This window comes from Rhodococcus aerolatus, assembly GCF_054783215.1.
Genome location: NZ_BAAGQZ010000051.1, coordinates 1 through 12,865, shown reverse-complemented (window position 1 = coordinate 12,865; position 12,865 = coordinate 1). Strand labels below are relative to the sequence as shown.

Genomic DNA, 12,865 nt, shown 5'->3' with positions numbered 1-12,865 from the left:
CGCGGGTGCCGCCACCGCGGCGGGCCTGGCCGCGGGCGGGCTGGCCGCCGCCCTGGTGCCGCCGCTGGGCCCGCGCGCGCCCTCGCCCCGCGCACCCTGACCCCGTCGGGCCCGCGACGGGCCGCGCGGGCACCATGGCGGTGTGGAGAGCACCGAGGTCGAGGTCCGCACCGGCGGCCGGGAGCAGGTGGTGGACCTGACCGGCCGCTGCACCGAGTTCCTGGGCGGCTGCGGCGCCGGGGACGGCCTGCTGCACGTGTGGGTGCCGCACGCGACGGCCGGGGTCGCGGTGATCGAGACGGGCGCGGGCAGCGACACCGACCTGCTGGCCGCGCTGCGCGAGCTGCTGCCCGCCGACGACCGCTGGAGCCACCGCCACGGCTCCCCCGGGCACGGCCGCGACCACGTGCTGCCCGCGATCGTGGCCCCGCACGCCAGCATCCCCGTGCTCGGCGGGCGGCCGACCCTGGGCACGTGGCAGTCGATCTGCCTCGTCGACACCAACACCGACAACGCGGTGCGCACGGTCCGGCTCAGCTACCTGCGCGGCTGACCCGGCGAGCGCCGGTGCGTGGCGCGGTCACGGGCCCGCCCGGCCGCCACCCACCGGCGCTCGTCGGATCTGGGGCGCGCCGCGCGGGTCAGCGGGCGCGGGCGGCGGCGGTGAGCACGGCGACGGCGTCGTCGAGCGCGACCTCGCGGGCCTCGCCGGTGAAGCGGTCGCGCACCTCGAGCACCCCGGAGGCGACGCCGCGGCCGACCACGCACACCACCGGCACGCCGAGCAGCTCGGAGTCGGCGAACTTGACCCCCGGCGAGGCCTTGCGGTCGTCGAGCAGCACGTCCAGCCCGACCGCGGAGAGCTCCCCGGCCAGGCCCGCGGCGTGCTCGGCGGCCGCCGCGTCCTTGCCCGCCACCACGACGTGCACCGCGTACGGCGCGACCTCGGCGGGCCAGCGCAGCCCGCGCTCGTCGTGCTGCTGCTCGGCGATGACGGCGACCAGCCGCGACACCCCGACGCCGTAGGAGCCCATGGTGGGCCGCACCGGCTTGCCCTCGGGGCCGAGCACGTCGACGGCGAACGCGTCGGTGTACTTGCGGCCGAGGGAGAAGATGTGGCCGATCTCGATGCCCCGCGCGGCCACCAGCGGGCCGCCGCCGTCGGGCGAGGGGTCGCCGTCGCGCACCTCGGCGGCCTCGATGGTCCCGTCGGGGGTGAAGTCGCGGCCGCAGACCAGGTCGACGACGTGCCGGCCGGGCGCGTCGGCCCCGGTGACCCACGCGGTGCCGCGGACCACCCGGGGGTCGACGAGGTAGCGGACCCCGTTCGCGAGCAGCGCGCGGGGGCCGATGTAGCCCTTGACGAGGAAGGGGTGGGCGGCGAAGTCGGCGTCGTCGAGCAGCGCCACCTCGGCGGGCTCCAGCGAGGCGCCGAGCCGCTTGGTGTCGACCTCCCGGTCCCCGGGCACGCCCACGGCCAGCAGCTCCCACTCCCCGCCGGGCGCGCGGGTCTTGACGAGCACGTTCTTCAGGGTGTCCGCGGCCGTGACGGTCCGGCCCAGCCCGGCGCCGTTGGCCCAGTCCACGAGCGCGGCGATGGTGGGCGTGCCCGGGGTGTCGTGCTCCACCGCGGCGGGCAGCCCGTCGAGGGGGACCTCGGGCGGGGCCGGGGTGGTGACGGCCTCGACGTTCGCCGCGTACCCGGTCTCCAGGCAGCGCACGAAGGTGTCCTCCCCCGCCTCGGCCTCGGCCAGGAACTCCTCCGACGCCGAGCCGCCCATCGCCCCCGAGGTGGCGGCGACGACGACGTAGCGGATGCCCAGCCGGGCGAAGATCTGCTGGTAGGCGCCGCGGTGGGCCTGGTAGGAGGCCTCGAGCCCGGCCTCGTCGAGGTCGAACGAGTAGGAGTCCTTCATCACGAACTCCCGGCCCCGCAGGATCCCCGCGCGGGGCCGCTCCTCGTCGCGGTACTTCGTCTGCACCTGGTAGAGGGTGACCGGGAAGTCCTTGTACGAGGTCAGCTCGCCCTTGACGGTGAGCGCGAACAGCTCCTCGTGGGTGGGGCCGAGCAGGTAGTCCCCGCCGCGGCGGTCCTTGAGGCGGAACAGCCCGGCGCCGTACTCGGTCCACCGGCCGGTGGTCTCGTAGGGCTCGCGGGGCAGCAGCGCGGGCAGGCTGATCTCCTGCGCGCCGATGGCGTCCATCTCCTCGCGCACGACGCGCTCCACCTGCCGCAGCACCCGCAGGCCCAGCGGCAGCCAGGTGTAGACCCCCGGGGCGACGCGCCGCACGTAGCCGGCGCGGACGAGCAGCGCGTGGCTGGCGACCTCCGCGTCGGCCGGGGCGTCGCGCAGGGTGCGCAGGAACAGGGCCGACATCCGCATGATCACGGGTGCGCAGCGTAGCCGCACCCTCCCTGGGCCCGTCCCGAGGTTTTCCCGCCGCCGCGGCCGTGCCGTGCGGCACCGGGGGGCGGGCCTCTATACGGTCGGGGGAACTCGTCCGAACCGCTCGACGGACGGCACCGCCTCCGGTGCCGCCGACACAGGAGGTCTGTAGTGCTCATCCGCCGTATCGCCCGCCCCATGCTGGCCGCGGTCTTCGTGGCCGGCGGTGTCGACACGCTGCGCAACCCCGCCCCCCGGGTGGAGGCCGCGAAGCCGCTGGTGGCCAAGGGCGTCGAGGCGCTGCCCGACGACGTCACGGACTCCGTGCCCACCGACGCCGACACGCTGGTCAAGGTCAACGCCGCGGTGCAGGTCGGCGGCGGGCTGCTGCTGGCGTCGGGCAAGCTGCCCCGGCTGTCCTCCCTCGCCCTGGCGGGCACGCTGGTCCCCACCACGCTCGCGGGCCACGCGTTCTGGGAGGAGACCGACCCGGCCGCGAAGGCCGCGCAGCGCACGCAGTTCCTCAAGAACGTGTCCCTGCTGGGCGGGCTGATCATCGCCGCGGTCGACACCGAGGGGAAGCCGTCGCTGGGGTGGCGCGGCCGCCAGGCCGCGAAGCGCGCCAACCAGGCCGTCACCGCCGCCGTGCCCTTCGTGGCCAGCCACGACGCCGCGGACACCGCGAAGGACGTCGCGTCGCGCGCCGCCGACGCCAGCCAGGAGCTGGCCCACCGCGTCGCGGAGTCCGACACCACCAAGGCGCTGGTGAAGCAGGGCCGCAAGCGCGGCCACGAGCTGGCCGGGATGGCCCGCGAGCGCGGCGAGGAGCTGGCCGAGCTGGCCAAGGACCGCGGCCCGGTGCTGGCCGAGCGCGCCCGCGAGCGGGGCGCCGAGCTGGCCGAGGTCGCCCGTGACCGGGCCCCGGTGCTGGCCGACGCGGCCCGCGACAAGGGTGCCGAGCTCGCCGACCGCGCCCGCGACCTGGGCTCGGACTACGCGGCCCAGGCCGAGAAGGCCACCCGCAAGCAGCGCAAGCAGCTCGCCAAGCAGGCCAAGGCGCAGGCGAAGGACGCCCGCAAGCGCGGCTCCCGCCTCGTCGCCGAGGCCCAGTCCGACGGTCCCGCCGCGCTGCGCGACGCGGCCGAGCGCGCCCAGGCCCGTGCCCAGCTGGCCCGGGCCCGCGCCGAGCGGGTCGCCGACCGGCAGGTCACCAAGCTCTCCTGACCCCGCTGCCCCCACCGCGGCCCCGTCCCTCCCCCGAGGGGCGGGGCCGCGGTGCGTCCGGGGCCGGCGTCCATGCGGTCAGCGGGTCAGCGGCTCGCCGGCGTGGCCCAGGCCCACCGGCAGGTCCTGCGGGTCGGGCACCTCGGCGAGCTGCGCGTGGGTGGTGCGCAGCCCGACGACGGTGACGAGCCCGCCGAGCAGGACGACCACCGCGCAGCCGACGAACGCGGCGCCGAAGCCGTCGGCCAGCGCCGCCACGCCGGGGCGCCCCGCACCGTCCTCACCCGACCCGGTCACCGCCGCCCCGACGGACACCAGCGCGGCCAGCCCCACCGCGCCCCCGATCTGCTGGACCACGTTGACCACCGCCGAGGCCGCCCCGGCGTCGCGGTCGTCGACGGTGGCCACGGCGGCCATCGTCAACGGGATCATGGTGAGGCTGAAGCCCGCCGCGATGAGCACCATCGGCCCGAGCAGGTCGCGGACGAAGACCCCGTCGACGGGGGTGCGGGCCGCCCAGGCGAACCCGGCCGCCATGACCACCGCGCCGGGGCCGACGACCCAGCGCGGGTCGACCCGCGAGGTCAGCCACGACGTGAGCTGGGAGGCCGCGACGGAGGCCACCGCGAACGGCAGGAACGACACGCCCGCCCGCAGCGCCGAGTACCCCAGCACCTCCTGGGTGTAGCGGCTCAGGAAGTAGGCCATGGCGAACAGCGACGCCCCGACGAGCACCACCCCGAGGTAGGTCGCCACGCGGTCCCGGTCGCCGAAGAGCCGCAGCGGCATCAGCGGGTTGGGCGTGCGGTGCTCGAGGACGACGAACAGCACGACCAGCGCCAGGCCGGCGGCGACGAACACCCACGCCGGCACGGCCGCCCCCTGCTCGCCGCCCACGGTGAGCCCGTAGACCAGCAGCGAGAACCCCAGCGTGGCCGCGCCCGCCCCGCGCAGGTCGAAGCCGGCCGGGCTGCGGGGGGTCTCGCGCAGGGCGCGCGGCGCCAGCAGCACCACCACGACCCCCACGGGCACGTTGATGAAGAACGTCAGCCGCCACGACACGTCGGTGAGCACCCCGCCGAGCAGCAGCCCCGCGGCCGAGCCCACCCCCGTCATGGCGGCGTAGATGCCGTAGGCCTTGTTGCGCACCGCCCCGGGGGCGAACGTGGTGGTCAGCAGGGCCAGCGCGGTCGGCGAGGCGACGGCGGCCCCGGTGCCCTGCAGCGCGCGGGCCGCGATCAGCGAGCCCTCGTCCCACGCCAGGCCGCCCAGCACCGAGGCGGCGGTGAACACGGCGATGCCGGCGACGAAGACGCGGCGCCGGCCCAGCGCGTCCCCGGAGCGCCCGCCGAGCAGCAGCAGGCTGCCGAACGCCAGCGCGTAGGCGTTGACCGCCCACGAGAGGTTCGCCTCCGACAGCCCGAGGTCGGCCTGCAGGTGGGGCAGCGCGATGTTGATGACGCTGCCGTCGAGCACGAGGATCAGCTGGACCGCGCCCAGGACGACCATGGCCGCGCTGGCCACGGTGGTGAGCAGCGGGGCGGGTCCGGGGTCGGGGCTCGTCATGGTGGCGCCGAGCCTAGGCGGGGGGCGCCGCGACGGCCGCGGCCCCGGTGACGTCCGGGGAGGTGTCGGCCCGGGGCAGCCCGGCCACCGGACCGACCACGACGATCGCGGGGGGCCGGATCCTCTCGGCCCGGACCCGTGCGGCGACGTCGGCGAGCGTGGCCCGCAGCACCCGCTCGGTGCGGGTGGTGCCCTCCTGCACGACGACCACGGGGGTGTCGGCGGGGCGGCCGTGGGTGACGAGCGCGGCGGCGAACCGGTCGAGCCGCTCCACCGCCATCATGAGCACGACGGTGCCCCGCATCCGGCCCAGCGCCTCCCAGTCGACCAGCGAGCGCGGGTCGTCGGGCGCCACGTGCCCGGAGACGACGACCACCTCGTGGGCGACGCCGCGGTGGGTGACGGGCACCGAGGCCGCCGCGGGCACGCTGAAGGCGCTGGTGATGCCGGGGACCACGGTCACCGGGACCCCGGCCTCGAGGCAGGCCAGGACCTCCTCGTACCCGCGGCCGAACAGGTAGGGGTCACCACCCTTGAGCCGGACCACGAACTTGCCCGCCCGGGCGCGGTCCACGAGCACCGCGTTGATCGCCTCCTGGGCCATGGCCCGGCCGTACGGGATCTTCGAGGCGTCGACCACCTCGACGTGCGGGCCCAGCTCGTCGAGCAGCGACACCGGGCCGAGCCGGTCGGCGACCACGACGTCGGCGCGGGCCAGCAGCCGCTTGCCCCGGACCGTGATGAGGTCCGGGTCGCCGGGGCCCCCGCCGACGAGGGCCACGCCCGCGGCCATGGGCGTGGCGGTGTCGGCCACCTCCCCGGCCTGCAGGGCGTCGAGGATCGCGGTGCGGACGGCGGCGGAGCGCACGTGGTCGCCCCGGGCCAGCACGCCCAGGCTCAGCCCGTCGTGCTCGCCGCCGGCCGGGGTGACGGCGCTGCCGCCGGCGGCGTCGTCGGCCCGCACGCAGAACACCCGCGCCGCCTCCGCCTCGGCCACCACGGCCGCGTTGACGGCCGGGTCGTCGGTGCAGGCGATGGCGTACCAGGCGCCGTCGAGGTCGCCAGTCTCGTAGCGGCGGGCGTGCAGGGTCAGCGAGCCCTCGGCCGCCATCGCCTCCAGCGCGGTCGTGGCCCCGGGCGCCACCAGAACCACGTCGGCCCCCGCGGCGACCAGCCGCGACACCCGGCGCTGGGCGACCGACCCGGCGCCGACGACGAGGACCCGTCGCCCGCGCAGGTCCAGCCCGACGAGGTACGGGGTCAGCTCCGGGTCAGCCATGACCAGCAGCATGCCCGCCCGGGCCCCGCGGGCCCCAGCCCGGCGCCGACGTCACCGCCCGGGGGTGACGACGATCTCCCGCGGCTCCGCGAAGTGGCACGCGGAGAGGTGGCCGTGGCGCTCGACGAGCTGCGGCTCCTCCTCGGCGCACCGGTCCTCCGCCTTCCAGCACCGGGTGCGGAACCGGCAGCCCGACGGCGGGTTCGCCGGGCTGGGGACGTCACCCTCCAGCGGGATGCGGGTCTTGTGCTCGCGCGCCCGCGGGTCGGGCACCGGCACCGCCGAGAGCAGCGCCTGGGTGTACGGGTGGTTGGGCTCCTCGTAGATCTCGTGGTCGGTGCCGACCTCGGCGATCCGGCCGAGGTACATCACCGCGACCCGGTCGGAGAGGTGGCGCACCACGGACAGGTCGTGGGCGATGAAGATGTAGGACAGGCCGAACTCGTCCTTGAGGTCGCCGAGCAGGTTCATCACCTGCGCCTGGATGGAGACGTCGAGGGCCGAGACCGGCTCGTCGCAGATGATGAGGTTGGGCCGCAGGGCCAGGGCGCGGGCGATGCCCAGGCGCTGGCGCTGCCCGCCGGAGAACTGGTGCGGGTAGCGGTTGATGTGCTCCGGGCTGAGCCCGACCACGTCGAGCAGGTCCTGCACCTTCTTCTTGCGGTCACCCTTGGGCGCCACCTCGGGGTGGATCTCGAAGGGCTCGCCGATGATGTCGCCGACCGTCATGCGCGGGTTCAGCGAGGTGTAGGGGTCCTGGAAGACCATCTGCACCTTGCGCCGCATCCGCTTGAGCGCGGCGCCCTTGAGGGTGAGCACGTCCTCGCCCTCGTAGCGCACGGCGCCGCTGGTGGCGGGCTCGAGGCGCATGAGCACCTTGGCCAGGGTCGACTTCCCGCAGCCGGACTCGCCCACCACGCCGAGGGTCTCGCCGGAGCCGACGCGGAAGCTGACCCCGTCGACGGCCTTGATCTGGCCCACGGTGCGGCGGAACAGGATCCCGGTCTGCACCGGGTAGTGCTTGACGAGGTCCTCGACGACGAGCAGGTCGTCCCCGGACCCCGAGCTGGGCGCGGGCCCCGCCGCGGGGGCGGTCTTGGCGGGGTCAGCCACGGCTGCCCACCTCCTCGGTGTCGGTGTCGGTGCGGGGGGCGTCCTCGCCGGCCTCGCGGAAGAGGTCCTCGGCGAACAGGCACGCGCTGCGGTGCGCCTCGCCCCGGGTGTCGGTGGTCGAGCCCAGGGTCAGCAGCGGCGGCACCTCGTCGCGGCAGACGTCCTGGGCGCGGGCGCAGCGCGGGTGGAAGGTGCACCCGGGCGGGGTGCGCGTCAGGTTGGGCGGCAGCCCGGAGATCGACCGCAGCTTCTGGCCCTTGAGGTCGACCCGGGGGATCGACTCGAGCAGGGCGCGGGTGTAGGGGTGCGAGGGCCGCGAGTAGAGCTCGTGCACCTCGGCCTGCTCCACGATGCGGCCCGCGTACATCACGGCGATGCGGTCGGCCACGTCGGCGACGACGCCCAGGTCGTGGGTGATGAGGATCAGCCCCATCCCCCGCTCCTCCTGGATCCCCTTGAGCAGGTCCATGATCTGGGCCTGCACGGTGACGTCGAGCGCGGTGGTCGGCTCGTCGGCGATGAGGATGTCGGGGTCCAGGGCCAGCGACATGGCGATCATGACGCGCTGGCGCATGCCGCCGGAGAACTGGTGCGGGAAGTCCTTGACGCGGCCCTTGGCGTTGGGGATCTGCACCTGCTCGAGCAGCTCGCCCGCCCGGGCCATGGCGTCCTTGCGGCTCATCCCGCGGCGCACGCGGAACTGCTCGGCGATCTGCCAGCCGACGGTGAAGACCGGGTTGAGCGCGGACAGCGAGTCCTGGAACACCATGGCGATGTTCTCGCCGCGCAGCAGGCGGCGCTCCTCGTCGTCCATGGTCAGCATGTCCCGCCCGCGGTAGCGGATCTGGCCGCCGGTGACGGCGCCGGGGGGCACGTCGAGGATGCCCATGACGGTCTGCGCCGTCACCGACTTGCCCGAGCCGGACTCCCCCAGCACGGCCAGGGTCTCGCCGGGGTCGACGTGGTAGCTGACCCCGTTGAGGACCTTGGCCACCCCCTCCCCGGTGCGGAACTCGACGAAGAGGTCGTCGACCTCGAGCAGGTGCTCCCCCGCCTCGACGGGGGCGACCTCGGCGTCCCGGCCGCCGGCGGGGGCGGCGCCGGCCGCGGACGTGGACCGCTTTCTCAGCTTCACGGGGCTCCTAGCGCAGCTTCGGGTCGAAGGCCTCGCGCACGGCGTCGCCGAGCATGACGAAGGCCAGGACCGTGATGGTCAGGAACGCGGCGGGGAACAGCAGCGAGTGCGGCGCGTTCCGGATCTGGTTCGCGGAGTCGTTGATCATGACCCCCCAGGAGATGACGGGGGACCGCAGCCCGACGCCCAGGTAGGACAGCGTCGCCTCGGCGCCGATGAACACCCCCAGCGAGATGGACGCGTAGACCAGCGACGCGGACAGGGCGTTGGGCAGCAGGTGCTTGAACATGATGCGCCCGGTGCCCGCACCCATCGAGCGGGCGGCCGCAACGTAGTCGTTCTGCTTGGCCTGCAGCACCGAGGACCGCATCACGCGCGCGGGCACGGGCCAGCCGAGCACGGTCAGCGACACGATCACCAGGGTCACGATCACCAGGGTCGAGTTGGACCGGTTGAAGGTGGTGAGGATGACGATGGCCCCGAGCAGGAAGGGCAGGCCCAGGAACACGTCGCCCACCCGGGACAGCACGCTGTCGAGGAAGCCGCCCGCGTAGCCGGCGATCATGCCGATCGTCATGCCGATCAGGGTGGTCAGCAGCGTCGACATGAGCCCGACGACGAGCGAGTAGCGCGCGCCGTAGATGGAGCGGGCGTAGACGCTGTAGCCCTGCAGGTCGTAGCCGAAGATGCCGCCGTCCTGCGGCCCCTGGTTGCTGCGGGTGAGGTCGGCCGCGTTGGGGTCGACGCTGGTGAACAGCTGCGGCCGCACCGCCATGACGACGACGACCAGGATGATCACCGCGGAGATGATGAACAGCGGGCGGCGGCGCAGGTCGCGCCACGCGTCCTGGGTGAGCGAGCGGCCCTCGGCGACCTGGTTGAGGCCGTCGTCGGGCGCGCTGGGGCTGCCGACGTCGCCCGGGACGTCCTGGTTCGCGGCCAGCGTGGGGTTGGTCATGACGTGCGTCCGGTCATGGCAGGGGTCCTAGTCATAGCGGATCCGCGGATCCAGGACGGCGTAGAGCAGGTCGACGATCAGGTTCATCACCAGGTACACGAGCACGAGCAGCACCACGATGCCGGTGACCGTCGCGCCCTCCTTGGTGACGATGGCGCGGTAGAGCGCCTGGCCCAGCCCGTTGATGGCGAAGATGCCCTCGGTGACGATCGCGCCGCCCATGAGGGCGCCCAGGTCGGTCCCGATGAAGGTGATGACGGGGATGAGCGAGTTGCGCAGCAGGTGGATCCCGATGACGCGCTTGCGCGGCAGGCCCTTGGCCGTGGCGGTGCGCACGTAGTCGGCGCTCCGGTTCTCCACGATCGAGGTGCGGGTGATCCGGGTGACGTAGGCCATGGACAGCGACGCCAGCACGAACGCCGGCAGCAGGAGCTCGCTGAACGGCACCGACGGCGACACCGTCGGGCTGACGATCCCCCACTTGACCCCGAAGAGGTACTGCAGCACGAACGCGGTGACGAAGATCGGCAGCGCGATGAGCAGCAGGGTGGAGACGAGCACCAGGTTGTCGAGGAACCCGCCGCGGCCCAGGCCCGTCAGCACGCCCGCGGCCACGCCGACGACGAGCTCGATGGCCACGGCCATCAGCGCGAGCTTGATCGACGTCGGGAAGGTCTGCGCGATGATGTCGCTGATCGGCCGGCCCGAGAAGTTGGTGCCGAAGTTCCCCTGCAGCAGCTGGCCGAGGTACTTGACGTACTGCACGACCACGGGGTCGTTGAGGTTGAACTCCTCGGTGAACTTGGCGACGAAGGACGGCGGGCACGGGCGGTCGCCGCACTTGCCCGCGAGCGGGTCACCGGGGATGGCGTAGACGAGCAGGTAGATGATGAACGTGGTGCCCAGGAAGACCGGGATCATCTGCAGCAGTCGCCGCACGACGTAGCGCCCCACGAGCTGGCTCCGTTCGGGAGTGCGGCCCGGTGGGGGCCGCGGACGGGGTGGGAGAAGGGGGCGGGCCCGGCCGCCCCACCCGCTCGCGCGGGGGGACGACCGGGCCCGGTGGGTCAGCCCTTCAGGGTGATGGTCTCCCAGTCGAGGACGCCGAAGGCGTTGACCTTGACGTTGTCCACCGCGGCGGAGAAGCCGGACTGCTGCTTGACCGACCACAGCGGGATGGCGGGCAGGTCGCCGAGCACGATCTTCTCGGCCTCGATGTAGAGGGCGTTGGACTTGTCCGTGTCGGGCTCGGCCGCGGCCTCCTTCATCTTCGCGTCGAAGGCCGGGTTGGAGTAGCCCGCGTCGTTGGAGCCGGCGCCGGTGACGAAGGTGGCGCTGAGCAGGTTCTCCAGGCTCGGGTAGTCGTACTGCCAGCCGGTGCGGAACAGCCCGGTCTGCTTCTTCTGGGTGCTCTGCTGGCGGAAGTCGGCGAAGGTCGGCACCGGGGTGGCGGTGCACGCGACGCCGGTGGCCTGGGTGATGGAGTTGCAGGCGGCCTCGGTCCAGGCCTTGTGGTCACCGTCGGCGTTGTAGCTCAGGGTCAGGGTGCCCTGGAACCCGCCGGCGGCGGCGAGGTCGGCCTTGGCCTTGGCGGGGTCGTAGACGCACGCCTCGCCGCAGTCCTCCTGGTACCCGGGGACGCCGGGCGAGGAGTACGACTTCGCCGGGATGCGGGTGCCGCCGAAGATCACCTTGGTGATGGAGTCGCGGTCGACGGCCTCGGAGAAGGCCTTGCGCAGGGTGGGGTTCTGGAACCGCGCGTCGTAGAGCGGGAAGGTGGCCGACTGCACCACGAGCACGGGCTTGTCGATCGCCCGGCCCTGCAGGTCGGTCTGGAACTGCCCGCCGGCGACCACGGAGGTCGGCAGGGTCTGCTGGAAGTCGAGGTTGCCCGACTGCAGGTCCGCGTAGGCCGCGTTCTGGTCCTGGTAGAGCCGGACGTTGATGTTCTTGACCTGGCCCTTGTCGTCACCGGCGTAGCTGTCGTTGCGCGTGGTGGCGATCTCGACGTTGTCCTGCCAGGACACGAACTTGTAGGGGCCGTTGCCGATCGGGTTGCGGCCGAAGGCCTCCGGGTCGGCGTAGAAGGACTCGGGCAGCGGGTCGAAGGCCGCGTAGCCGAGCGAGAGCTGGAAGGGGCTGTAGGGCTCGGTCAGCTTGACCGTGAACTCGGTGTCGCTGACGACCTTGAGGCCGCTCATCTCCTTGGTGGTCGGCGTGGGCGCCTCACCACCCTCGGGCGCCTCACCACCCTCGGGCGCCTCGGGGTTGAGGTCGGCGTAGCCCTCGATCGGGGAGAAGAAGCTGGCGCCCAGCGCCGCGTTCGGCCCGTAGGCGCCCCAGTTCCAGGCGTCGACGAAGCTCTTGGCGGTGACGGGGGTGCCGTCGTGGAAGGTCCAGCCGCTCTTGAGCTTGATGTCGAAGTTCTGCGCGTCGTTCGACTCGATGGACTCGGCCACCGCGTTCACCGGCTTGCCGGTGTCGGGGTCGTACCGGACCAGGCCGGTGAACAGGTTGTCGATGACGTTGCCGCCACCGGTCTCGACCGTGTTGGAGGGGATCAGCGGGTTCTGCGGCTGCGAGCCGTCGATCGTGATCGTGTCCGCGCCACCGGCTCCGCCGGCGCTCGAGCTGCTGCTGCCCCCGCAGCCGGCCAACAGCAGCGCTGCTGCCACCGGGATCGCGACTGCCGCGGCAGCCCGTCGCATGGTCCTCATCATCGTCCTCTCGGATCTGCTGCTTCGCCGGGAACCGGTCCGGTCGCCCGCACGTTGTCCTCTGCCCACCCCGGCCGGGTACGGCCTGAGCTCCACGCACCTTAGACCCGGCTCGTCCGTGTCCCGAACGAACGAGGGTCACGGAGCTGCATCGCCGACTGCCTGGTCACAGCCCTGCGACACCGCTGTCACGTGGTGTTCACACGGCCACCGGGGTGGTCGTCACGACCTGCGGTCGCGCCGGGGACGGTAGACCCCGGCGTGTGAGCACGGGGTGACCAGGGCCACTGCGGCGGGTCGTCGCCCCCGCCCCGGCGGTCCGCGGGGTCCTCGCCCGGGGGACCGGCGGGGCCGGCGGTCGCGGCCACCGCGACGACGACCCCGCCGATGACGGTGCGCCCGACCAGCAGCGACGCCGCCGGCCCGGCGGCGAGGCCGGCCAGGGCGCGGGTGGTGGCGGGGTCGGCGACCTGGGCGGCGGTGACC

At 73.8% G+C, this 12,865-nt stretch carries 11 protein-coding genes; 2 read left to right on the top strand and 9 right to left on the bottom strand.

Features of this window, described 5'->3' with window-relative positions:
- Positions 1-142 precede the first annotated feature (142 nt).
- Entirely contained in the window at positions 143-553 is a 411-nt protein-coding gene (locus ACYVOF_RS18915; RefSeq protein ID WP_460869261.1) for a YjbQ family protein, read from the top strand.
- An 88-nt stretch (positions 554-641) separates the two neighbouring features.
- Here ACYVOF_RS18915 and ACYVOF_RS18910 read toward each other — a convergent pair whose 3' ends face one another.
- Positions 642-2,390: a proline--tRNA ligase gene (locus ACYVOF_RS18910; protein WP_460869259.1), complete on the bottom strand. Its 1,749-nt coding sequence runs from the start codon at positions 2,388-2,390 to the stop codon at positions 642-644.
- 168 nt (positions 2,391-2,558) lie between these two features.
- Here ACYVOF_RS18910 and ACYVOF_RS18905 point away from each other — a divergent pair, with 168 nt between their 5' ends.
- A complete protein-coding gene (locus ACYVOF_RS18905; protein WP_460869257.1) occupies positions 2,559-3,611 on the top strand; it encodes a DoxX family protein in 1,053 nt (350 codons plus the stop codon).
- 78 nt (positions 3,612-3,689) lie between these two features.
- Here ACYVOF_RS18905 and ACYVOF_RS18900 read toward each other — a convergent pair whose 3' ends face one another.
- The 8 genes from ACYVOF_RS18900 to ACYVOF_RS18865 form a co-directional block, all read right to left on the bottom strand.
- Positions 3,690-5,177, bottom strand: a complete 1,488-nt coding sequence (locus ACYVOF_RS18900; protein ID WP_460869255.1) for an MFS transporter — start codon at positions 5,175-5,177, stop codon at positions 3,690-3,692.
- A gap of 13 nt (positions 5,178-5,190) precedes the next feature.
- Positions 5,191-6,456 (bottom strand): uroporphyrinogen-III C-methyltransferase, encoded by a 1,266-nt coding sequence (gene cobA / locus ACYVOF_RS18895; protein ID WP_460869254.1) that lies wholly within the window; start codon positions 6,454-6,456, stop codon positions 5,191-5,193.
- 51 nt (positions 6,457-6,507) lie between these two features.
- Entirely contained in the window at positions 6,508-7,569 is a 1,062-nt protein-coding gene (locus ACYVOF_RS18890) for an ABC transporter ATP-binding protein (protein WP_460869252.1), read from the bottom strand.
- Positions 7,562-8,704, bottom strand: coding sequence for an ABC transporter ATP-binding protein (locus ACYVOF_RS18885; protein WP_460869250.1), 1,143 nt, complete (start codon positions 8,702-8,704; stop codon positions 7,562-7,564). Before ACYVOF_RS18885 ends, ACYVOF_RS18890 begins: the two co-directional genes overlap by 8 nt.
- Positions 8,705-8,711: 7 nt before the next feature.
- A complete protein-coding gene (locus tag ACYVOF_RS18880; protein ID WP_460869248.1) occupies positions 8,712-9,662 on the bottom strand; it encodes an ABC transporter permease in 951 nt (316 codons plus the stop codon).
- Positions 9,663-9,689: 27 nt separating this feature from the next.
- Positions 9,690-10,616, bottom strand: coding sequence for an ABC transporter permease (locus ACYVOF_RS18875; protein ID WP_460869246.1), 927 nt, complete (start codon positions 10,614-10,616; stop codon positions 9,690-9,692).
- A 113-nt stretch (positions 10,617-10,729) separates the two neighbouring features.
- A complete protein-coding gene (locus ACYVOF_RS18870; protein WP_460869244.1) occupies positions 10,730-12,370 on the bottom strand; it encodes a peptide ABC transporter substrate-binding protein in 1,641 nt (546 codons plus the stop codon).
- A 197-nt stretch (positions 12,371-12,567) separates the two neighbouring features.
- Positions 12,568-12,865 (bottom strand): hypothetical protein (locus ACYVOF_RS18865; protein ID WP_460869242.1); only part of this gene is annotated, 298 nt, incomplete at its 5' end.

What these genes read in the sequence shown, in the direction of transcription:
- ACYVOF_RS18900 (WP_460869255.1), bottom strand. Translation starts at nt 5,177, where the DNA reads ATGACGAGCCCCGACCCCGGACCCGCCCCGCTGCTCACCACCGTGGCC.
- cobA (WP_460869254.1), bottom strand. Translation starts at nt 6,456, where the DNA reads ATGGCTGACCCGGAGCTGACCCCGTACCTCGTCGGGCTGGACCTGCGC.
- ACYVOF_RS18880 (WP_460869248.1), bottom strand. Translation starts at nt 9,662, where the DNA reads ATGACCAACCCCACGCTGGCCGCGAACCAGGACGTCCCGGGCGACGTC.
- ACYVOF_RS18870 (WP_460869244.1), bottom strand. Translation starts at nt 12,370, where the DNA reads ATGCGACGGGCTGCCGCGGCAGTCGCGATCCCGGTGGCAGCAGCGCTG.